The organism is Mycobacterium sp. ITM-2016-00317 (assembly GCF_002968295.1).
Taxonomy (GTDB): domain Bacteria; phylum Actinomycetota; class Actinomycetes; order Mycobacteriales; family Mycobacteriaceae; genus Mycobacterium.
The window spans coordinates 1-21501 of sequence record NZ_CP134399.1 but is presented as its reverse complement, the minus strand read 5'-3'; the positions used below and the strand labels follow the sequence as shown (position 1 = coordinate 21501).

The following is a 21501-nucleotide window of genomic DNA, read 5'->3' as shown; positions in this document are numbered from 1 at the left end:
GAAATGAGCCACCTTGCCGGAGGCGAGAAATGAGCCCAAGAGTCGGTGTCACGCTGTCCGGGCGCTACCGGCTGCAGCGCCTCATCGCCACCGGCGGCATGGGCCAGGTCTGGGAGGGTGTGGACTCCCGGCTGGGCCGGCGGGTCGCGATCAAGGTGCTCAAGGCCGAGTACTCGACCGACCCCGAGTTCGTCGAACGGTTCCGCGCCGAGGCGCGCACCGTGGCGATGCTCAACCATCCGGGCATCGCCGGCGTGTACGACTACGGCGAGACCGACATCGACGGCGAAGGCCGCACCGCCTACCTGGTCATGGAGCTGGTCAACGGGGAACCACTGAACTCCGTCATCAAGCGCACCGGGCGGCTGTCGCTGCGCCACGCGCTGGACATGCTCGAGCAGACCGGGCGGGCGCTGCAGGTCGCCCACTCCGCGGGGCTGGTGCACCGCGACGTCAAGCCGGGCAACATCCTGATCACCCCGACCGGCCAGGTGAAGCTGACCGACTTCGGCATCGCCAAGGCCGTCGACGCGGCGCCGGTGACCCAGACCGGCATGGTGATGGGCACCGCGCAGTACATCGCGCCCGAACAGGCCCTCGGCCATGACGCCACCGCGGCCAGCGACGTGTACTCGCTGGGTGTGGTCGGCTACGAAGCCGTGTCGGGCAAGCGCCCGTTCACCGGCGACGGCGCGCTGACCGTCGCGATGAAACACATCAAGGAGACCCCTCCGCCGCTGCCGGCCGATCTGCCGCCCAACGTGCGTGAACTCATCGAGATCACGCTGGTGAAGAACCCCGGCATGCGCTACAAATCCGGCGGTCCGTTCGCCGACGCCGTCGCCGCGGTCCGCGCGGGTCGCCGGCCGCCCAGGCCGAACGCGGCGCCGTCGATCGGGCGTGCGGCGCCGACCGCGGTGCCGCCCGCCATCGCGGCCCGCCCCGTCGCCGAGGCCACCGGCCGCGGCCCGGTGCAGACGTCGCGCACCCGCGCGACCGGCAGTCACCACCGCTCGGCTCCGCCGGCGCGGCGCACGTTCTCCTCCGGGCAGCGCGCGCTGCTGTGGGCCGCCGGTGTGCTCGGGGCGCTGGCGATCGTGATCGCCATCCTGATCGTGCTCAACGCCCAGGACCGCAAGGACCGCCCGGCGCCGACCACCGTCACCGAGACCCCGACCAGCGAGACCGCGCCGCCGCCGGAGACCCCTGGCGCGGCGCCACCGGCCATCGTTGATCATGAACCCGACCGAAATTGGGTATCCCGGCCTGTTGACGGACCGTCACACCGGGTGACCCTGCACGTTTCAGAACAGATGTTGAGATGACAACCCCCAAGCACCTGTCCGACCGCTACGAGGTGGGGGAGATCCTGGGCTTCGGCGGGATGTCCGAGGTCCACCTCGCCCGCGACCTGCGCCTGCACCGCGACGTCGCGATCAAGGTGTTGCGCGCCGACCTGGCCCGCGACCCGAGCTTCTACCTGCGGTTCCGCCGCGAGGCGCAGAACGCCGCCGCGCTGAACCACCCGGCCATCGTCGCGGTGTACGACACCGGTGAGGCCGAGACGCCGACCGGGCCGCTGCCGTACATCGTGATGGAGTACGTCGACGGGGTGACGCTGCGCGACATCGTGCACAACGACGGGCCCATGCCGCCCCAGCGCGCGATCGAGGTGATCGCCGACGCCTGCCAGGCCCTGAACTTCAGCCACCAGCACGGCATCATCCACCGCGACGTCAAGCCCGCCAACATCATGATCAGCAAGACCGGCGCGGTGAAGGTGATGGACTTCGGCATCGCCCGCGCGCTCGCCGACGCGGGCAACCCGGTGACCCAGACCGCGGCGGTGATCGGCACCGCGCAGTACCTGTCGCCCGAGCAGGCCCGCGGCGTGAAGGTCGACGCCCGCTCGGACGTCTACTCGCTGGGCTGTGTGCTCTACGAGATGCTGACCGGGGAGCCGCCGTTCGTCGGTGATTCGCCGGTCGCGGTGGCCTACCAGCACGTCCGGGAGGATCCGGTGCCGCCGTCGCAGCGGCACAGCGGCATCTCTCCCGAGCTGGACGCGGTGGTACTCAAGGCGCTGGCCAAGAACCCCGACAACCGCTACCAGACGGCCGCGGAGATGCGCGCCGACCTGGTGCGCGTGCACAGCGGCGAGACCCCCGACGCCCCCAAGGTGTTCACCGACGCCGAGCGCACCTCGATGCTGGCCTCAGCCCCGGCGCATCACCGCGCCGAACCCGGCGAGCCCGAGGGCCATCAGCCCCGGTACGAGGAGCGTGCCGGCGGCGGGTCGCTGGGCCGCTGGCTGATCGCCGTCGCCGTGCTCGCCGTGCTGACGGTGCTGGTCACCATCGGCATCAACACCTTCGGCGGCGAGACCCGCGACGTGCAGGTCCCCGATGTGCGCGGTCAGGCGTCCGCCGACGCGATCGCCACGCTGCAGAACCGCGGCTTCACCATCCGCACCCAGCAGAAGCCGGATTCGGAGGTGCCGCCGGATCACGTGATCAACACCGAGCCCGACGCCGACACCGCGGTCGGCGCAGGCGACGAGATCACGCTGAACGTGTCCACCGGCCCCGAGCAGCGCGAGGTGCCGGATGTGTCCGGCCTCGGCTACACCGATGCGGTACGCAGGCTCACCGACGCCGGGTTCGAACGCTTCCGTCAGACGACCTCGACATCGACGCCCGAGCAGAAGGACCGGGTGCTCTCGACGGTGCCGCCGGCCAACCAGACCTCGGCGATCACCAACGAGATCACGATCGTGGTCGGCAAGGGCCCGGCGTCCGCGCTGGTGCCGGAATGCGTCAGCCAGACCGTGGAGACGTGCCAGCAGGTGCTCGCCGCGTCCGGGTTCACCAAGTCGGTGCCGGTCGAAGTGGACAGCACCGTGTCGTCCGGACAGGTCGTCGGCCTCGAGCCCGCCGCCGGTCAGACCGTCCCGCAGGATTCGGTGATCCAGATTCAGGTGTCGCGCGGCAACCAGTTCGTGATGCCGGATCTGACCGGCCAGTTCTGGACCGACGCCGAGCCGCGGCTGCGCGCGCTGGGCTGGACCGGGGTGCTCGACAAGGGTGCCGACGTGCCCAACAGCGGCTTGCGCACCAATGCGGTCGTGAGCCAGACCCCGCCTCCGGGCACGGGTGTGAACTTCGGCAGCAGAATTACGCTGAACTTCGCGTCGTAGCGGCCGCGACGGCGCCGGCGACCTCGTCTTCGAGTTCACGGACCAGGTTCTCGGCCGGCGCCTGCCCGCAGAAGCCCAGCCAGTTGGCCAGCATCCGGTGCCCGCCCTGGGTCAGGATCGACTCGGGGTGGAACTGCACGCCGTGGATCGGCAGCTCGACGTGGCGCACGCCCATGATGACGCCGCCTTCGTCGGTGTTGCCGCTGCGTTCGCCGCGGACGGTGGTGGCGGTGACCTCGAGCTCGGCGGGCATCGTCTCGGGCAGGATCGTCAGCGAGTGGTAGCGGGTCGCGATAAACGGGTCCGGCAGACCCTTGAGCACACCCTGGTTGGTGTGATGCACCGTGCTGGTCTTGCCGTGCAACAGTTCCGGCGCCCGGTCGACGGTGCCGCCGAAGGCCACCCCGATCGCCTGGTGGCCTAGGCACACGCCCAGCAGCGGGGTGCCGGCGGCGGCGCACGCGTGCACCAGCCCGATGGAGGCCCCGGCACGTTCGGGCGTTCCCGGCCCGGGGCTCAGCAGCACACCGTCGAACTCCTCGGCCGCGCGGCGGAGGTCGGCGTCGGTGGCCAGACGGTCGTCGTCGTTGCGCCACACCTGGGCGTCCACCCCGAGCTGGCCCAGGTACTGGACCAGGTTGAACACGAAGCTGTCGTAGTTGTCGACGACCAAGACCTGCATTCGGACAGGTTACCGCCAGGGCCTGCGCTGCCGCTCAGAGCGAATCCGCGGACCCCGGGTCGCTGTCCTGGGCCGTGTCCGTGTCTGCCGGCTCGGTCTCGGGTTCGGTCTGGGGTTCCGGCTCGGTCACGGGTTCGGTTTCCGGTTCCTCGTCAAGGTCTAGGTCCGCGTCCAGGTCGGCGTCGAGGTCTGGGTCCTCATCGGGCACGACGTCCGGGTCGTTCTCGTCGTCCTCGACGATCTCGTCGCGGGGGAGTGCCTCGGGCTCGCTGAGCAGGACGTCGTCAGCGTCGGCAGGCTGCGGGGTGTCCGGCAGCCCAGGCTCGTCCTGGTCTGCACCGTCGGCATCGCGTGCGGCCTGCGCCGCGGTCTCGTTCTCCACCAGGCCCCGGGCCGCGGGCTCGAGGCTGGGCGGCGGATTTTCATTACCCCAGTCCGCGCCCTCGCCCTGCGCGATGAACGCCGGCCGCCGGTAGTCCATCTCGACCAGCGGCCGGAAGAAACGGTCCAGCCCGGCCATGACGGCGTCGCCGACGAACCAGTCCATCCACTTCAGCATCGGCAACACGTCGGCCTTGATCAGCATGTAGGTCGTGTTGCCGTCGCGATAGACCAGATTGTCGGGATCGTTGATGTCGACGTCCCCGAAGTAGGACAGATGCCGCGCGAAGGTGGCGTTGACCGAGGAGAACCAACCCCAGCGGGTGGGACGGTCGGCGACGCTGTCGTACTGCATCGCCACATCCAGATGCTCGTACGGTTGCACTCTCGGCAGGCCGGTCCAGAACATGGCGCGGTCGTCCCCGCCGAATCTGTTCTCCGGATTGCCGAACGTGACGACCAGGACGCGGTCGGGATCGGGGGCCTGCGCGGGGTTGTTGGCCCACTGGCGCAGCCGGTGGTAGGTCGACGCCGCGCCGAGCGAGTAGGCCAACACGATCACGTCACCGGGGGTGGCGGCGACCGCGTTGTGGATCTGCGCCGAACCCAGGGCGACGTCGAACGGCGTCCGGTTGTTGTTGATCGACTTACAGGTGTTCTGCTGGCAGAACGCCCCGTTGAACGCGGTCTGCGTGGTGCCTTTCGGCTGACCGGTGCCCTCGACGCCGAGGACGGTGGCTGCCGGCGCGGTGGGCGTCCACGACAGACATACCGCCGCGGGCGCGGCCATCGCGGCGATGAGCTTGCTCCGCGCGATGCGTTTCTTCGGCGCGCTGTGTCTTCCCATGATCCCCCGATCGGGTTCAGACTTTGCTGCTGCTCACTCCAGCAAGGAACGGCAAATGCCACAAGAGGATGGCAGATGTGGGTTACGTAGTTGCTGTGTCTGGAGATAAACGTTCTTATCCCTGTTCACGTCATCCGTTTGAACAGGATCAGATATAACACGCCAAGAGTCAGCGCGCGGAGATTTTGACGGTCTTGAAAGTTTTAGCTACTCAGTATCCCAGCGGGCCGAGTGGCTGCGCGTACTTCATCCGGACCGATTCCTGGTGCCCGACCAGTTCGACATCGCGAACTTCCTCGGTGTAGCCGAGACCGAACCGCGCTGCGTACCGCTTGTACAGCGTCACCAGCGGCGCCTCCGCCAGCGCCGCCTGCATGGCCGCGGGATCACCGATCGCCGTCACCACATACGGCGGGCTGTAGGTGCGGCCGTTGAGCAGCAGCGTGTTGCCCACGCACCGGGGCGCGGAGGTGCCGATGATGCGCTGGTCCTGGACCTGGATGCCTTCGGCGCCCGCGGCCCACAGCGCGTTGATCACCGCCGTGATGTCCTGCTGGTGCACCACCAGGTCGTCGGGCGACGCGTCCCGCGGGAAGCGGCCCTGTGCGTCGCGCTGCGCGTCATTGAGCGTCACGACCAGACCGGGGCCGCGCAGCGGCGCCAGTCCCGATTGGGCGGCCAGCGCGTCGCCACGGCTGACGATCGCCGACAGCGCGGCGTCGGTGCCAGGGGAGCCGCCGTGGTGGTTGTCGATCTCCAGTGCCAGGGCCTCGCGCTCGGCGGTTCCCCGGTCCACCGACTGCTGGGCGTCCCGCACCAGGTCGACCAGCCGCGGGGCGTCGCTGCGCCGGATCTCGTCACCGCCGGAGACCCCGTGGGTCGCCCCGAGCAGCAGGCCCGCCGCCACGCAGACGACCGGCACGCCGAAGCGCCACACGGATCTTCTGCGCGTGGTGACACTGCGGTCGTTCATCGGTGTCGTCTCTTTCGAAGAGGCCCGGCCGGCCTGCGTTAGGCTTTCCCTACACATCGTCGCACTGACCGGTCGTTTGTGGCACCGGTGCCAGTGGCGGCGCCGACTGTCCGAAGGTACGCATGCCCAAGTCCAAGGTCCGTAAGAAGAACGGCTTCACCATCAACCCGGTGAGCCGTACTCCGGTCAAGGTCAAGGCGGGGCCGTCCGGCACCTGGTTCGTGGTGCTGTTCGTGAGCCTGATGCTGATCGGCCTGGTGTGGCTGATCGTGTTCCAGCTCGCCGGCAGCGGTCCCGACGTGCCGGGATTCCTGCAGTGGATGGCCGATCTGAACGTGTGGAACTACGCGATCGCGTTTGCCTTCATGATCACCGGCCTTTTGCTCACCATGCGCTGGCGGTGACCGGCACGCCGGTTGGATTGAATCCATTGTGGACACCTGGCGTTGTCCTGCCGTCTACGGGGACGTCATCGGATCACACGGATGTTATTCATCCCCATTGGGGATAGCACCTGTGGATAACCGCATTTATCGCGGTAGGAGGGTGTGAAAACCGAATGCAGCAAACAAAGTGGGGCCCGTCACCCGCAGGCATCATCGTGACCGGAATTTTGGGTGTGGTGCTGGCGATAGGCGCTGTGACCCTGGTCACAGACCCTCCGGGGCGGCTTCTGATCGGTGTTGCCGCAGTCGGGTTGATCGTGTTTGCACTCATGTCTTGGCGCGCACGTCCAAAACTGGCAATCGCCGATGGCGCTCTGGTCTACCGCGGGTGGTTCGGCACGCGGCGACTGACCAAGTCGGACATCACGCGCATCCGCATCACCGAGTTCCGGCGCATCGGCCGCAAGATGCGGCTGCTGGAAGTGGACACCACCGATGACCGGCTACTGGTGCTGAGCCGGTGGGATCTGGGCACCGACCCGCTACATGTACTGGACGTGCTGACCGACGCCGGGTATGCGCCCGGCGCCGGTACCGCAGACGTCTAGGAGATGGTGATCGACTCGATGACGACCGGGTCGACGGGGCGGTCGCTACGGTCCGTCGCGGTGGCGGCGATCGCATCGACGACCTTGCGCGACTCCGGATCGACGACCTCACCGAAGATCGTGTGGCGCCGGTTCAGGTGTGGCGTCTCGGTCACGGTGATGAAGAACTGCGAACCGTTGGTGCCCGGGCCGGCGTTGGCCATGGCCAGCAGGTAGGGCTTGTCGAACTGCAGTTCCGGATGGAACTCGTCGGCGAACTTGTAGCCCGCGTCGCCGCGGCCCGTACCGGTGGGGTCACCGCCCTGGATCATGAAACCTTCGATGACGCGGTGGAAGATCACCCCGTCGTAGAACGGCCCCGACGAGCCGCCCGACGCGTTCTCCGTGCTGTATTCCTTGGTGCCCTGGGCCAGTCCGACGAAGTTGGACACGGTCTTCGGGGCGTGGTTTCCGAAGAGAGCGATCTTGATGTCGCCGCGGTTGGTGTGCAGGGTTGCGGTCGCGGTCTGAATGGGACTCGTCACGGGAATCCAGTCTGCCACGCGGCCTCCGACCGCCAACCGGCCACCGTGCCGTAGCCGGGGATGGCACGCTGGGTGGGGCCACATCCGCGAGCCCGAGAAGAGGTGGGACATGAGCTCCGAGACCCGCGTACGCCTGACCCCGAGCCGCCGGCTGGGCCGGGGGCTGAAGTACTCGGCCGTCGGCCCGGTCGACGTCACCAGGGGAGCGGTGGGCCTCGGAGTCGATTCCGTGCGGTCCACGGCCGCGTGGGCAGGCGACCGGTACCGACGAAGCAAGGTCGCCCGCCAGCTCAAGGCCGAGCTCGCCGCGGCCCAGGAAACCCTCTCCCACGAGGTGGCCGCCGTTCAGGAGGTCGTCGCCGGTCTCCCGGAGGCGCTGCAGAAGGCCCGGGAACCCCGCCGATCCCGCGGACGCCGCCGCCCGCTGGTGCTGGCGGGCATCGCGGTCGCGGTGCTGGCCGGGGGAGCGGTGACGTTCTCGATCCTGCGCCGCTCCCACCAACCCGAACCGTCGCCGCTGCCGCCCAGCGTCGAAGTCACACCGAAGCCGTAGCTGCATCCGATGGCGGTCTCGGTGTTCGATCTGTTCTCTGTCGGCATCGGGCCGTCGAGTTCCCACACCGTGGGTCCGATGCGCGCGGCCAAGCGCTTCGTCGACAGCCTGGCCGCCGACGGGTCACTGGCGGCGCTGGCCCGGCTCCGGGTCGAGTTGTACGGATCGCTGGGCGCCACCGGTGCCGGGCACGGCACGCCCGGGGCGGTGGTGCTCGGCCTGGAGGGCGCCGATCCCGAGACCGTCGACCCGGTCGCGGCGAGGCTTCGGGTGGCCGAGGTCGCCGACACCGGTCTGCTGCGGGTCGGCGGCGGACCGCAGGTCGACTTCGACATGGCCACCGACATCGTTCTGTCGTTGCAGCCCATGGACTTCCACAGCAACGGAATGGTGTTCACCGCCCATGCCGGCGACGGCTCACAGCTGGCGCAGCGGGTGTACTACTCGGTGGGCGGCGGCTTCGTCGTCGACGAGGAACAGGCCCGGGCGCCCTCCGGCGATGACGTGGCCCTGCCGTACCCGTTCCGCACCGGCGCCGACCTCATCGCCCTCGCTGTCGAGAATCGTTGCAGCATCGCTGATCTGGTCGCCGCCAACGAGGAGGCAATGGGCAACGGGCCACGGCTGCGGACCGGGCTGCTGGGTATCTGGGCCGTCATGCGCGAATGCGTCGGCAACGGGCTGGTCGCCGACGGCACGCTTCCCGGGCGCCTGCATGTCCGTCGGCGGGCCAGGGCGCTCGCGCAGTCGCTGCAGGACGACCCGACCGACCCGCTGTATGCGATCGACTGGGTCACCGTGTACGCGCTGGCGGTCAACGAGGAGAACGCCGCAGGCGGGCGGGTGGTGACCGCACCCACCAACGGTGCCGCCGGGATCATCCCCGCAGTGCTGCACTACTACTGGCGCTTCGTTCCGGGTGCCGACGAGGACGGGGTGGTCGAGTTCCTGCTGACCGCGGCCGCGATCGGACAGCTCTTCAAGGCCAACGCGTCGATATCCGGTGCCGAGGTCGGTTGTCAGGGCGAGGTGGGCTCGGCCTGCTCGATGGCCGCGGGCGGGCTGGCCGCGGTGCTGGGCGCGACGCCGGCGCAGGTCGAGAACGCGGCCGAGATCGGCATCGAGCACAACCTCGGGCTGACGTGCGACCCGGTCGGGGGACTGGTGCAGATCCCGTGCATCGAACGCAACGCCGTCGCATCGGTGAAGGCGATCACCGCCGCCCGGATGGCGCTGTTCGGCGACGGCAACCACCACGTCAGCCTGGACACCGCGATCAAGACCATGCGCGACACCGGGGCCGACATGGCCGAGAAGTACAAAGAAACGTCGCGCGGGGGACTGGCGCTCAACGTCGTGGAATGTTGACGTGGAATGTTGACGCCGTGAAATGTGAACTGTGGAGCCTAGGAGATTCGAACTCCTGACATCTGCCTTGCAAAGGCAGCGCTCTACCAACTGAGCTAAGGCCCCTGGCCGATCAAGGTGCGTCGGGTGCCGACTCCGCCAAGGTGTGCCACACCTCGGGGCCGTGCTGGGTGCGCCACACGAGCACCGCGGCGGCCGCGAGGCCCGCGCCGATCAGAAGCACCAGCCGCATCGACATGCACCTTTCCGTGGGGCTAGGAGGACTCGAACCTCCGACCTCTTCGTTATCAGCGAAGCGCTCTAACCGCCTGAGCTATAGCCCCGTCAAACCACAACGGCCGAGCGCCGAGATTACCGTACCGACAACCCCTCACCCAAACCGCGATGTCGTGACGTCAGTCGCGATCGGCGAGGGTGACCTCCACGCCGCCCACCAGATCGGTCGTCAGGTTGTAGATGAAGGCCCCGACGGTCGCCGCGGCGGTCATCAGCACGATGTTGACCAGCCCGATCAGCGCGGCCCCGCCGAAGATGGTGCCGCTGGACACCAGCTCGCCGCCGGAGCTGCCGCTGGCGCTGGTGAGCAGGTCTCCGACGTTGCTGTTGAGCTTGGTCCACACGCCCATGCCGCCGAGCACCAGATACAGGAACGCGACGGCGATCATCCACACGAAGAACAGCACCACCGACAGCAGCAGCGACACCTTCAGCGTGCTCCACGGATCGACGCGCCGGATCTGCATGCTGGCCCGCACCGGACCGCGGTGCTGGCGGTTTCCGGCCTGCAGCGCGCGGTTGCCCGCCGGTGGGGTGGCCTTGGTCGGCGACTTCGTCGGCTGCTGGGGCTCCACCGGCGGCCGCTCCATCGGCTTGCGCTGTTGGCGTGGCCGCCCACCTGACAGATCGGGTAGCTCGCTGGCGTAGGCCGCCCCGGCGGTGTCCGGCCGGGCACCCGCCTCCTGGCGGGGAGGCTCGGCGCGGACCACGTCGGTGCGGTCGTTACGAGGCGGGGCGTCGGTCTCCTGACCTCCGCCGGCCATGAACCGGTTCAGCCGGGCGTCCAGGCCCGCCTGGTTGCCGGGACCCGGGTTGCCGGGTGCTCCCTCCGGGCCGTGCGACTGCGGCTGCCTGGCCCGGCCGGCCGGACCCCGCTGCCACGGCGGCACGTCGCCGCTGTCGGCCAGGTGGGGAGCCCGGGCACCGTTCTCCGGGCCCGCAGCGGGGCCGTTGGCGGTATCACCCTGACGCGGGTGGCCCGGCTCCTTCGGTGAGCTCACCTACGACTCCTCACTGGTCGCCTCCGGGTCGGTATTGACCTCGTCGGTGCTGTCGCCGGCTTCGGCATTGCGCGCGATCGCGATAAGTGTGTCCCCCTCACCCAGGTTCATCAACCGAACGCCCTTGGTCTGACGACCGGCCTTACGAACCTGACGCGCGGCGGTCCGGATGACGCCGCCACCGGAGGTGATCGCGTACAACTCGGTGTCGTCGTCGACGATCAACGCTCCGACCAGCGTGCCACGCCGCTTGTCGAACTGGATGGTCAGCACCCCCTTGCCGCCGCGGCCCTGGACCGGGTACTCGTCGATCGCGGTGCGCTTGGCGTACCCACCCGAGGTCGCGACCAACAGGTAGGTGTCCTCCCGGACCACGTTGAGCGACAGCAGTGCGTCGTCCGCGTTGAACCGCATGCCCTGCACACCCGAGGTCGCCCGGCCCATCGGGCGCAGTGCCTCGTCGGTGGCCGAGAACCGGATCGACTGTCCGTTCGCCGACACCAGCAGCAGGTCGTCGTCCGCGGAGCACAGCACCGCACCGACGAGTTCGTCACCGTCGCGCAGGTTCACCGCGACGATGCCGCCCGAGCGGTTGGAGTCGAAATCGACCAGCCGGGACTTCTTGACCAGACCGTTGCGGGTGGCCAACACCAGGTACGGCGCATCCTCGTAGGTCTTGAGCTGGATGACCTGCGCGATCCGCTCGTTGGGCTGGAACGCCAGCAGGTTGGCGACGTGCTGGCCGCGTGCGGTCCGCGACGCCTCCGGCAACTCGTAGGCCTTGGCCCGGTACACCCGACCCTGCGTGGTGAAGAACAGGATCCAGTCGTGGGTCGAGCAGACGAAGAAGTGGTTGACGATGTCGTCCTGCTTGAGGCCCGCACCCTGCACGCCCTTGCCACCGCGCTTCTGGCTGCGGTACAGGTCGGTCTTGGTGCGCTTGGCGTAGCCGGTCTCGGTGATCGTGACGACGACGTCCTCGCGGGCGATCAGATCCTCGTCGGCGACGTCACCGTCGGCCGGGACGATCCGGGTCCGGCGGTCGTCGCCGTACTTGTCGACGATCTCCTTGAGTTCGTCGTGCACGATCGCGCGCTGGCGTTCCGGCTTGGCCAGAATGTCCTCGAGGTCGGCGATCTCGGCTTCGATCTTGGCCAGATCGTCGACGATGCGCTGACGTTCCAGCGCGGCCAGGCGGCGCAGCTGCATGTCCAGGATCGCCTGCGCCTGGATCTCGTCGATGTCGAGCAGCTCGATCAGGCCGCTGCGTGCGATGTCGACGGTCTGCGAGGCGCGGATCAACGCGATGACCTCGTCGAGGGCGTCGAGCGCCTTGACCAGACCGCGCAGGATGTGGGCCCGTTCGTTGGCCTTGCGCAGCCGGTACCGGGTCCGGCGGACGATCACGTCGAGCTGATGGTTGACGTAGTGGCGGATCAGCTGGTCCAGGCGCAGCGTGCGCGGCACCCCGTCGACGATCGAGAGCATGTTGGCGCCGAAGCTGGTCTGCAGCTGGGTGTGCTTGTAGAGGTTGTTCAGCACCACCTTGGCCACGGCGTCGCGCTTGACCTCGACCACGATGCGCAGACCGACGCGATCGCTGGACTGGTCCTCGATGTTCGAGATGCCGGTGAGCTTCCCGTCGCGGACCTGCTCGGCGATGGAGGTGATGAAGTTGTCGTGGTTGACCTGGTACGGCAACTCGGTGATCACCAGTGAGGTACGGCCGCGGCTGTCCTCCTCGATCTCCACCACGCCGCGCATGCGGATCGAACCGCGCCCGGTCTTGTACGTGTCGTCGATGCCCTGCGAACCGACGATCAGGCCGTGGGTCGGGAAGTCCGGTCCCTTGACCCGCTCACAGACCGCCTCGAGGGTGGCTTCCTCGTCGGCCTCGTAGTTCTCCAGACACCAGTACACGGCCTCGGCGAGCTCACGCAGGTTGTGCGGCGGCATGTTGGTGGCCATGCCGACGGCGATGCCGCCCGAGCCGTTGGCGAGCAGGTTCGGGAACCGGCTCGGCAGAACCGTCGGCTCCTGTACGCGGCCGTCGTAGTTCGGGATGAAATCGACTGTCTCCTCGTCGATTTCGCGCAGCATCTCCATGGCCAGCGGAGTAAGCCGCGCCTCGGTGTACCGCATGGCCGCCGGCGGGTCGTTACCCGGTGAGCCGAAGTTGCCCTGCCCGTCGACCAGTGGGTAGCGGAGCGACCACGGCTGCGCCATCCGGACCAGGGTGTCGTAGATGGAGGAGTCGCCGTGCGGGTGGTAGTTACCCATCGTCTCGGCAACGGAGCGTGCGGATTTCGCGTGTCCGCGATCGGGCCGGAAGCCGGAGTCGAACATGGCGTAGAGGACGCGGCGGTGCACGGGCTTGAGACCGTCACGCACCTCGGGCAGCGCGCGGCCGACGATCACGCTCATCGCGTAATCGATGTAGCTGCGCTGCATCTCCTGTTGGATGTCGACCGGCTCGATCCGGTCTCCTGCTTCGTCGCCCGGAGGCAACGTGGTGTCAGTCATGGAATTTCCCTATGTCAGTTAAACATCAAGAAAGCGAACGTCTTTGGCATTACGCGTGATGAAGCTCCGACGGGCTTCGACGTCCTCGCCCATCAGGATGGAGAACAGTTCGTCGGCCGCGGCCGCATCGTCGAGGGTCACCTGGCGCAGCACGCGCACCGACGGATCCATGGTGGTCTCCCACAGCTCCTTGGCGTCCATCTCGCCCAGACCCTTGTAGCGCTGGATGCCGTCCTCGACGTTGATTCGCTTGCCCGCGGCCCGTCCGGCCTCGAGCAGGCCGTCGCGCTCACGGTCGGAGTACGCGAATTCCGGCTCGGTCCGCTGCCACTTCAGCTTGTACAGCGGCGGCTGGGCCAGGAAGATATGGCCGTTCTCCACAAGCGGTTTCATGAACCGGAACAGCAGTGTCAGCAGCAGCGTCGAGATGTGCTGGCCGTCGACGTCGGCGTCGGCCATCAGCACGATCTTGTGGTAGCGCAGCTTCGACAGGTCGAATTCGTCGTGGATGCCGGTGCCCAGCGCGGTGATGATCGCCTGGACTTCGGTGTTCTTGAGCACGCGGTCGATGCGGGCCTTCTCGACGTTGATGATCTTGCCGCGCAGCGGAAGGATCGCCTGGAACATCGAGTCCCGGCCGCTCTTGGCCGAGCCGCCGGCCGAGTCACCCTCCACCACATACAGTTCGGACTTGCTGGGGTCGGTGGAGCGGCAGTCGGCGAGCTTGCCGGGCAGTCCGCCGATGTCGGTGGCGCTCTTGCGCCGCACCAGTTCCCGGGCCTTGCGCGCGGCCATGCGGGCCTGCGCGGAGGACACCGCCTTGTTGATCACGGTCTTGGCCTCGGCCGGGTTCGATTCGAACCAGTGGTTGAGCTGCTCGTTGCAGATCTTCTGGACGAACGACTTGACCTCGGTGTTACCCAGCTTGGTCTTGGTCTGACCCTCGAACTGCGGCTGGGACACCTTCACCGAGATGACCGCGGCCAGACCCTCTCGGATGTCGTCACCGGTGAGGTTCGGGTCCTTCTCCTTGAGCAGCTTCTTGTCCTTGGCGTACTTGTTCACCACCGACGTCAGCGCCGCGCGGAACCCCTCTTCGTGGGTGCCGCCCTCATGGGTGTTGATGGTGTTGGCGAACGTGTGCACCGACTCCGAATATCCGGCGTTCCACTGCATCGCCACCTCGACCTCGTGACCGGGGCCCTTGCCCTCGAAGTCGATGACGCTGGGCTGGATCGCGGTCTTCGTGCGGTTGATGTGCTTGACGAAGTCGACCAGGCCGCCGGGGTAGTGGAACACCCGGTGCTTGACCTTCTGCGGGGCTCTGGCCTCGGCCGCCTTCTCCTCGGCCGACTTCGGCGCCTCGGCGTGGTCGCTGACCACGTCGTCGACGACGTCGGTGGGGGTGACCCGCTCGTCGGTGAGCTCGATCGTCAGGCCCTTGTTCAGGAACGCCATCTCCTGCAGCCGGCGCGCGATCGTCTCGAAGTCGTAGGTGGTGGTCTCGAAGATGTCCGGGTCGGCCCAGAACCGGATGGTGCTGCCGGTCTTGGTCGTCTTCTCACCCTGCTTGAGGGTTCCCGGCACCGAGCGGTCGTAGGTCTGGAACCACTCGTAGCCGTCCTTGCGGATGTCGGCCTCCAGGCGGGTGGACAGTGCGTTGACCACCGACACACCGACACCGTGCAGGCCACCGGAGACCTGGTAGGCGCCTTCCTCGAACTTGCCGCCTGCGTGCAGCACCGTCATCACGACGTCGATGGTCGGGATGCCGGTGGAGTGCATGGCCACCGGGATGCCGCGGCCGTCGTCGGTGACCTCGACTCCGCCGTCTTCGAGGATTCTGACGTCGACCTTGGTCGCGAAACCCGCCATCGCTTCGTCGACGGCGTTGTCCACCACCTCCCAGATAAGGTGATGCAGACCGCGTTCGCCGGTCGAACCGATATACATGCCCGGCCGCTTACGTACCGCTTCCAGGCCCTCGAGGACCTTGATGGAATCGGCGCCGTATTCAGTCGGGGCGTTCTTCTTCTGGGCAGCCACGTTGGACGCGTCTCCTTGGTCTTTGACAGGGATGTCCGGCGGAGGGGTCGACCACCCCTCGCGGATCACCGTCACAGTCTACCTTCGCATACCGTCTGGACTGATTCTGCAGCGGCGTTTCCACATACCTGATCGCGTCGTGCGCGGAATTTCTCGGATAGAGATAGGTCTCGACGGCGTGGCAACCGCCGGAACGTGTTCTGGCGGCTCTGAGGCAGGTCCGGCGATTCCCCTCAGCCGTAGGTGTCGCGGGGTCCGCGCCCCGGCACTCGGTACGGGCCTTTCCGCCAGGACGGCCCCATCGGCCCGACGATCTTGAGCGAGGTGACGATGCCGTCACCGACCGCCGCGGCGATCTTGGCCAGGATCTGGGACTGCACCATCCGCAGCTGGGTGGCCCACGCCGTCGATTCCGCCGACACCGTCAGCACCCCTTCGTTGAGCGTGGTCGGCGTCGCGTGGGCGGCGATCTGCTCACCGACCACCTCACGCCAGCGGCCGAACACCGCGCCCTCGGAAACCCGGGTGGACCAGCCCCGACTACGGGCGACCTCGTTGGTCAGCGAGCCGAGCAGCTGCGGGTCCCGGTTGTCCGGTCCCGGACCGGACCACCGCCGCCGACCGCCGCCGGCGACCCGGCGGGAGCCGGCGCGCGCCGTCCCATACCGACGTTCTTGCCCTGCTGGCGGGCCGCGCCGCGGGCTTCCTCGAGGGTCCGGCGCACCAGGTCCATGCCCTTGAGCCCCTCCAGGTGCGCCGGGGGACCGGGCACGGCGTCCTCGTCGGTCATGACCGCACCATGGAGACGCGGCCGGCGTCGTCGTCCTGCATCGTGATCTCGATGCGGCGGGCGTCCCATGCGGCCGGGATGTCCTCGGCCACCGCCGCGGTGACGAGAACCTGCTCGGCCGAGGCGGCCACCTGGGCCAGCGCCTGGCGCCGCGCGTTGTCAAGTTCGGCGAACACGTCGTCGAGCAACAACACCGGATCCCCTCCCTCTGTGCGCAGCAGTTCGTAGGCGGCCAGCCGCAGCGCCAGCGCCATCGACCAGGACTCGCCGTGGCTGGCGAAGCCCTTGGCGACCTGATCGCCCAGCCGTAGTTCCAGATCATCGCGGTGGGGACCGACAAGACACACGCCGCGCTCGAGTTCGGCGTCGCGACGCCGGCTCAGCGCATCGAGCAATGCAGCCTCGAGCATCTCCACATCGCTGTTGCCCGCAGCGGCTTCGGCTTCGATCACCTCGACCGCGCTGCGGTAGCGGATCGCCGCCGGCCGCGACGCGGGAGCCAGCAGTTGGTAGGCCTTCTCCACCTCGGGAGCCAGCTCGTTGACCAGTTGCACCCGGGCGTTGATCAGTTGGGCACCGTGATGCGCCAGGTGGCCGTCCCACACATCGAGGGTCTCGAGCGCGCCGCGGTCGCCGCGGAACCTGGCGCCCGAGGCGGTCTTGAGTAGCGCGGTGCGCTGCCTGACCACCTTGTCGTAATCGGCACGCACCCCGGCGATCCGGGGCCGCCGGGTGGTGGCCAGTTCGTCGAGGTACCGCCGGCGTTCACCGGGGTCGCCCCGGACCAGCGACAGGTCCTCGGGAGCGAACAGCACCGCGCGGAGCACGCCGAGGATTTCGCGGGCCGATCGGACGGGGGAGCGGTTCAACCGCGCCTTGTTGGCCCGGCCTGAGGTGATGTCGAGGTCGACGGCGAGTTCCCGGCCCTCGTTGACGACGATGGTGGAGACCACCGCGCGGTCGGCACCGGCCCGGACCAGCGGAGCGTCGGAGGCCACCCGGTGTGAACCCAGCGTCGCCGTGTACCACAGTGCCTCAACAAGATTCGTCTTACCGAAGCCGTTGGGTGCGACGAACACCGTGCGCCCCGGCGTCAGCTCGAGCTCGACGCGGGCCCACGACCGGAAGTCGGTCAGCGCCAGGTGACGTACATACACGGGTACACCTCGGTCAGCCGGATTCGCTCACTCGTTTGACGGCGTGGCCACCGAACTGGTTACGCAGGGCGGCAACGGCTTTCATCGTCGGGGATTCGTCCTGGCGGGACAGGAAACGGGCGAACAGTGACGCCGCGATCCCCGGCACCGGGACCCGCAGCCGGATCGCCTCCTCGACGGTCCACCTGCCTTCGCCGGAATCCTCGGTGTAGCCGCTAATCTCGGCGAGGTTGGGATCGTCTTTCAGCGCGCGGGCCAGCAGCTGCTGCAGCCAGGAGCGCACCACGGTGCCGTTGGTCCACGCCTGGTACACCGCCTGGGGATTCTGCACCAGGTCCTCGGCGGCGAGCAGCTCGTACCCCTCGGCGTAGGCGGTCATCAGCGCGTACTCGATGCCGTTGTGCACCATCTTGGCGAAGTGGCCTGCGCCGACCGGGCCGACGTGGACGAATCCGTCCTCGCGCGGGCCCGGGGGGCGCAGTGTGTCGAAGATCGGCATGGCGCGCGCGACGTCGGCATCGCTGCCGCCGACCATGAGCCCGTACCCTTCGGTGAGGCCCCAGATACCGCCCGAGACGCCGGCGTCGATGAACGCAATTCCCTTCTGCGCCAACAATTCCGCATGCGGAGCGTCCTCGGTGTAGCGGGAGTTTCCGCCGTCGATGACCAGGTCGCCCTCGCCCAGCACGTCGACGAGCGCGGTGATCGTGCTGTCGGTCACCGTGCCCGAGGGCACCATCACCCACACCACGCGCGGGGACTCCAGCCGGTCGGCGAGTTCCTCGAGGGAGGCCACGTCGGACACCTCCGGGCGCGGGTCGTAACCCACCACCTCGTGGCCGCCGTCGCGCAGGCGGGTACGCATGTTGTAGCCCATCTTGCCGAGCCCGATCAGACCCAACTGCACGTCAGCGCCTCTCCTCGTCGATGCTGCGGTCAGCCGGGAAGCCGGACCGGCATCAACAGGTACACGTAATCGGTCTGCGCGGCCGGGAACGGCCCGTTGCCCGCCGCGCCACCGTCATCCTCGCCCGCCGGGCGCAACACCGCAGGACGGCTCGGGGTGGTGAAGCCGAAGGTCACCCGGTCGGCGTGCAGCGAACCCAGTCCGTCGGTCAGATACGTCGGGTTGAACGCGATGGTCAGCGGATCTCCGGAGAACTGGACGGGCAGGTCCTCCTCGGCGCGGCCGACATCGTCGGCGCCGGCCGACAGCCGCAGCACATCGTCGGCGAATTCCATCCGGACCTGCGCACCGCGGTCGGCCACCAACGCGACACGCTTGATCGCCTCGGTGAGCTCGGCCACCCCGAGGGTGGCCACCGCGGTGTGCTCGGTGGGCAGCAGCTGGCGGAACTTCGGGAACTCCGCGTCGAGCAACCGGGTGGTGCTGCGCTTGCCCTTGCTCCGGATGCCCAGCAGGCCTTCCTTGCCCACGCTCGGGCCGGACCCCAGCGACAGGTGTACTTCCTGGCCGTCGGTGCCGGCCTTGGCCGCCTCAGCCAGGGTCTTCGCCGGCACCAGCACCGCGGCCTCGAGGCCGGGGGCGCTGGTCGACCAGGTGAGCTCACGCACGGCGAGCCGGAACCGGTCGGTGGCGGCCAGAACGACCTTTTCGCCGGAGATCTCGACGCGGATGCCGGTCAGCATGGGCAGGGTGTCGTCGCGGCCGGCGGCCACCGCGACCTGGCCGATGGCCTCGGCGAACAGCTCGGACGACACCACGCCGGTCTCGTCGGGCAGCGTCGGCAGCGTCGGGTAGTCCTCGACAGCCATCGTCGGCAGCGAGAACCGGGCGCTGCCGCAGGTCAGCGAGACCCGGGTGCCCTCGACGCTGACGTCGACCGGCTTGGCCGGCAACGACCGGACGATGTCGTTCAGCAGCCGACCTGACACCAAAACGCTTCCCGGAGAAGCTATCTCGGCCGGAATCTGCACTTCGGCAGAGACCTCGTAATCGAATCCGGAGACCGTCAGGCCCTCGTCGGAGCCGGTGAGCAGCACACCTGCCAGCACGGGCACCGTCGGCCGGGACGGCAGGTTGCGCGCGACCCAGGCGACGGCGTCGGCGAAGTCCTCGCGAGTCAGCCGGAACTTCAGATCCGTCAGACCAGCCGTTGTCGCCACGTTCATAGCGTCCCTTCGATGCACACCCCGACAAAGCAATGACCAGCGATTTCCCAGAGGTGCACGTCATGCCACCAGGCATGCGGCGACGACCGGAACGGCTGTCGATGAACCACCGTAGAGCTTTCGGCCCCAACTTGAAAGCTAAACGTCCGGGCCGACACGCAGGTCGCGGAGCGCCTGTCCGAGCCTGGGATTACAACTTTCCCCAAGGACCTTCTTCTAGAAGAAATCTATGGATAGAGATCAGTATCAGTAATAGGTGCTGTGCAGTCTGGGGATAACGCGGGTTCGGTGCAGGCCAGCGGGGTCGACGGCATGTGAGCAGGTTGGGGAGTGTTGTCGGACGGTGGCGGCCCGGTTGGGGATGGGGCCGGCGCTGGGGAGCGGCGGGCAGTGATCGGGGCGGTTGGCCCCAGGTTGTACACAGGTCCGTGCACACCCTTTTGTGTGATTACTGGGGCCGCAGTGACGCAAGATTTTCACCGGCCGGCGCGCGGCGGTCGACGACACGCGGGTACGACACGCAGACAGCACGCGCCGGAGCGCGTGCTGTGAGTGATCTCGAACGGGGTGGATCAGCGCTTGGAGCGCTGCCGAATCCGGGTGGTGAGTTCCTTGACGTGATCGAAGACCTCACGGCGCTCGGCCATTTCGGCACGAATCTTCTTCTCCGCGTACATCACCGTGGTGTGGTCGCGGCCGAAGGCCTGGCCGATCTTGGGCAGCGAGAGGTCGGTGAGCTCCCGGCACAGGTACATCGCGATCTGCCGGGACTGAGCCAGCGCACGCGTCTTGCCCGGACCGCGCAGCTCCTCCACGCTGGTCTCGAAGTACTCGGCGGTGGCAGCCATGATCGCGGCGGTGCTGATCTGCATGGTGCTGGGATCGGAGATCAGATCCCGCAGCACGATCTCGGCCAGCGACTTGTCGATCGGCGTCTTGTTCAGCGACGCGAACGCGGTGACCCGGATCAGTGCGCCTTCGAGCTCGCGGATGTTGCGCTCGATCTTGCTGGCGATGAGCTCGAGCACATCGCCGGGTACATCGAGTCGGTCCATCTGAGCTTTCTTGCGCAGGATGGCGATTCGCGTCTCGAGTTCGGGCGGCTGCACGTCGGTGATCAGGCCCCACTCGAATCGGGTGCGGAGCCGGTCCTCGAGGGTGGCCAACTGCTTGGGCGGCCGGTCCGAGGAGATCACGATCTGCTTGTTCGCGTTGTGCAGCGTGTTGAAGGTGTGGAAGAACTCCTCCTGGATTCCGTCCTTGCCTTCGATGAACTGGATGTCGTCGACCAGGAGCACGTCGATGTCGCGGTAGGTGCGCTTGAACGACGCGCGCCGGTCGTCGCGCAGCGAGTTGATGAAGTCGTTGGTGAATTCCTCGGTGGAGACGTACTTGACCCGCATGCCGGGGAACAGCCGCTGGGCGTAGTTGCCCGCGGCGTGCAGCAGATGGGTCTTGCCCAGACCGGACTCACCCCAGATGAACAGCGGGTTGTAGGCCCGCGCGGGCGCCTCGGCAATGGCCAGGGTGGCAGCGTGCGCGAAGCGGTTGGACGCGCCGATGACGAAGGTGTCGAACGTGTAGCGCCGATTCAGCGTGACCGAGGTGTTGTCGTCCTCGGTCGCGCGGTTGGCCCGTTTGGAGAAGTACGACGGCCAGCTCTCCTCGGCACTCGCCCTGGCGGCCAGGTCGTCGTCGACGACGTCCTCGTCCGGGTCCGAGATCGGCGCGGGCGCCATGGGGGAGCCGTTGGTGTCGTCGGCGTCGTCCGGCACGGGGTCGGCGATACGCACACCGAGCTCGACCCGCTGTCCGAGCTGCCGGCTCAGCGCCGCGACGATCGGTTCCCGCAGATGACGCTCGATCTCGTTCTGGACGAACGGGGTGGGTACCGAGAGCAGCGCGAAGCCTTCGGTGATCACGAGAGGCTTGACCAGTTTGAGCCAGGCGCGCTGCTGCGGGGTCAGTGACCCGTTCCCGACGCCGTCGGCTCCGTTGAGTTCGGTGACGACGTTGTCCCAGATGGAAACGAAGGGAGGATCGGGGTCAGTACTCAC

At 67.9% G+C, this 21501-nt stretch carries 17 protein-coding genes, 2 tRNA genes and 1 pseudogene; 6 read left to right on the top strand and 14 right to left on the bottom strand.

All coding sequences use genetic code 11. The annotated features are described in order from the left end of the window. The first annotated feature begins 29 nt into the window (after positions 1-29). Positions 30-1325 carry a protein kinase domain-containing protein gene (locus tag C6A87_RS00100; protein ID WP_311115416.1) on the top strand — a complete coding sequence of 432 codons (1296 nt, stop codon included), beginning with the start codon at positions 30-32 and terminating at the stop codon, positions 1323-1325. Beyond that, the gene (gene pknB / locus C6A87_RS00095; RefSeq protein WP_311115415.1) at positions 1322-3196 is read left to right on the top strand and encodes a Stk1 family PASTA domain-containing Ser/Thr kinase; all 1875 of its coding nucleotides are present in this window, start codon (positions 1322-1324) and stop codon (positions 3194-3196) included. The genes C6A87_RS00100 and pknB overlap by 4 nt, the downstream gene beginning before the upstream one ends. On the opposite strand, the gene C6A87_RS00090 is transcribed toward pknB, so the two are convergent. From C6A87_RS00090 to C6A87_RS00080, 3 genes are all read right to left on the bottom strand, one after another. Then, positions 3174-3878, bottom strand: coding sequence for an aminodeoxychorismate/anthranilate synthase component II (locus tag C6A87_RS00090; protein WP_311115414.1), 705 nt, complete (start codon positions 3876-3878; stop codon positions 3174-3176). The two genes, pknB and C6A87_RS00090, sit on opposite strands and share 23 nt — an antisense overlap. A gap of 34 nt (positions 3879-3912) precedes the next feature. Continuing rightward, positions 3913-5106, bottom strand: a complete 1194-nt coding sequence (locus C6A87_RS00085) for a PE-PPE domain-containing protein (RefSeq protein WP_311115413.1) — start codon at positions 5104-5106, stop codon at positions 3913-3915. Positions 5107-5317: 211 nt separating this feature from the next. Continuing rightward, positions 5318-6079, bottom strand: a complete 762-nt coding sequence (locus tag C6A87_RS00080; protein ID WP_311115412.1) for a DUF881 domain-containing protein — start codon at positions 6077-6079, stop codon at positions 5318-5320. 122 nt (positions 6080-6201) lie between these two features. Between C6A87_RS00080 and crgA the strand changes: the two genes are divergently transcribed. Together crgA and C6A87_RS00070 are read left to right on the top strand one after the other, a co-directional pair. Further along, positions 6202-6483, top strand: a complete 282-nt coding sequence (gene crgA, locus C6A87_RS00075; protein ID WP_311115411.1) for a cell division protein CrgA — start codon at positions 6202-6204, stop codon at positions 6481-6483. A gap of 155 nt (positions 6484-6638) precedes the next feature. Then, positions 6639-7073, top strand: coding sequence for a PH domain-containing protein (locus C6A87_RS00070; RefSeq protein WP_311115410.1), 435 nt, complete (start codon positions 6639-6641; stop codon positions 7071-7073). Here C6A87_RS00070 and C6A87_RS00065 read toward each other — a convergent pair. After that, positions 7070-7615 carry a peptidylprolyl isomerase gene (locus C6A87_RS00065; RefSeq protein ID WP_311115409.1) on the bottom strand — a complete coding sequence of 182 codons (546 nt, stop codon included), beginning with the start codon at positions 7613-7615 and terminating at the stop codon, positions 7070-7072. The genes C6A87_RS00070 and C6A87_RS00065 overlap by 4 nt on opposite strands. A gap of 91 nt (positions 7616-7706) precedes the next feature. Here C6A87_RS00065 and cwsA point away from each other — a divergent pair, with 91 nt between their 5' ends. Continuing rightward, on the top strand, positions 7707-8150 hold the full coding sequence (gene cwsA, locus C6A87_RS00060; RefSeq protein WP_311115408.1) for a cell wall synthesis protein CwsA: 444 nt from the start codon (positions 7707-7709) through the stop codon (positions 8148-8150). Positions 8151-8159: 9 nt separating this feature from the next. Further along, a complete protein-coding gene (locus C6A87_RS00055; RefSeq protein ID WP_311115407.1) occupies positions 8160-9518 on the top strand; it encodes an L-serine ammonia-lyase in 1359 nt (452 codons plus the stop codon). Positions 9519-9550: 32 nt separating this feature from the next. Here the strand turns inward: C6A87_RS00055 and C6A87_RS00050 are convergent. The 10 genes and pseudogenes from C6A87_RS00050 to dnaA form a co-directional block, all read right to left on the bottom strand. After that, positions 9551-9623 (bottom strand) — tRNA-Ala (locus tag C6A87_RS00050). A 144-nt stretch (positions 9624-9767) separates the two neighbouring features. Beyond that, positions 9768-9841, bottom strand: a tRNA-Ile gene (locus C6A87_RS00045). A gap of 72 nt (positions 9842-9913) precedes the next feature. Further along, positions 9914-10795 (bottom strand): DUF3566 domain-containing protein, encoded by an 882-nt coding sequence (locus tag C6A87_RS00040; RefSeq protein ID WP_311115406.1) that lies wholly within the window; start codon positions 10793-10795, stop codon positions 9914-9916. After that, positions 10796-13318, bottom strand: coding sequence for a DNA gyrase subunit A (gene gyrA, locus C6A87_RS00035; protein WP_311115405.1), 2523 nt, complete (start codon positions 13316-13318; stop codon positions 10796-10798). Between the two features lie 18 nt (positions 13319-13336). Then, the gene (gyrB, locus tag C6A87_RS00030; protein WP_311115404.1) at positions 13337-15364 is read right to left on the bottom strand and encodes a DNA topoisomerase (ATP-hydrolyzing) subunit B; all 2028 of its coding nucleotides are present in this window, start codon (positions 15362-15364) and stop codon (positions 13337-13339) included. Positions 15365-15597: 233 nt separating this feature from the next. Further along, positions 15598-16154, bottom strand: a pseudogene (locus tag C6A87_RS00025) (DUF721 family protein). Beyond that, a complete protein-coding gene (gene recF, locus C6A87_RS00020; RefSeq protein ID WP_311115403.1) occupies positions 16151-17311 on the bottom strand; it encodes a DNA replication/repair protein RecF in 1161 nt (386 codons plus the stop codon). The pseudogene C6A87_RS00025 and the gene recF overlap by 4 nt, the downstream one beginning before the upstream one ends. Before the next feature lie 13 nt (positions 17312-17324). Continuing rightward, positions 17325-18218: a phosphogluconate dehydrogenase (NAD(+)-dependent, decarboxylating) gene (gene gnd, locus C6A87_RS00015; RefSeq protein WP_311115402.1), complete on the bottom strand. Its 894-nt coding sequence runs from the start codon at positions 18216-18218 to the stop codon at positions 17325-17327. A gap of 29 nt (positions 18219-18247) precedes the next feature. Then, a complete protein-coding gene (gene dnaN / locus C6A87_RS00010; protein WP_311115401.1) occupies positions 18248-19444 on the bottom strand; it encodes a DNA polymerase III subunit beta in 1197 nt (398 codons plus the stop codon). A gap of 572 nt (positions 19445-20016) precedes the next feature. Beyond that, positions 20017-21501, bottom strand: a complete 1485-nt coding sequence (gene dnaA / locus C6A87_RS00005; RefSeq protein WP_311115400.1) for a chromosomal replication initiator protein DnaA — start codon at positions 21499-21501, stop codon at positions 20017-20019.

Coding starts and splice junctions, on each gene's coding strand:
- C6A87_RS00100 (WP_311115416.1), top strand. CDS start 30: ATGAGCCCAAGAGTCGGTGTCACGCTGTCCGGGCGCTACCGGCTGCAG.
- pknB (WP_311115415.1), top strand. CDS start 1,322: ATGACAACCCCCAAGCACCTGTCCGACCGCTACGAGGTGGGGGAGATC.
- C6A87_RS00090 (WP_311115414.1), bottom strand. CDS start 3,878: ATGCAGGTCTTGGTCGTCGACAACTACGACAGCTTCGTGTTCAACCTG.
- C6A87_RS00085 (WP_311115413.1), bottom strand. CDS start 5,106: ATGGGAAGACACAGCGCGCCGAAGAAACGCATCGCGCGGAGCAAGCTC.
- C6A87_RS00080 (WP_311115412.1), bottom strand. CDS start 6,079: ATGAACGACCGCAGTGTCACCACGCGCAGAAGATCCGTGTGGCGCTTC.
- crgA (WP_311115411.1), top strand. CDS start 6,202: ATGCCCAAGTCCAAGGTCCGTAAGAAGAACGGCTTCACCATCAACCCG.
- C6A87_RS00070 (WP_311115410.1), top strand. CDS start 6,639: ATGCAGCAAACAAAGTGGGGCCCGTCACCCGCAGGCATCATCGTGACC.
- cwsA (WP_311115408.1), top strand. CDS start 7,707: ATGAGCTCCGAGACCCGCGTACGCCTGACCCCGAGCCGCCGGCTGGGC.
- C6A87_RS00055 (WP_311115407.1), top strand. CDS start 8,160: ATGGCGGTCTCGGTGTTCGATCTGTTCTCTGTCGGCATCGGGCCGTCG.
- gyrA (WP_311115405.1), bottom strand. CDS start 13,318: ATGACTGACACCACGTTGCCTCCGGGCGACGAAGCAGGAGACCGGATC.
- dnaN (WP_311115401.1), bottom strand. CDS start 19,444: ATGAACGTGGCGACAACGGCTGGTCTGACGGATCTGAAGTTCCGGCTG.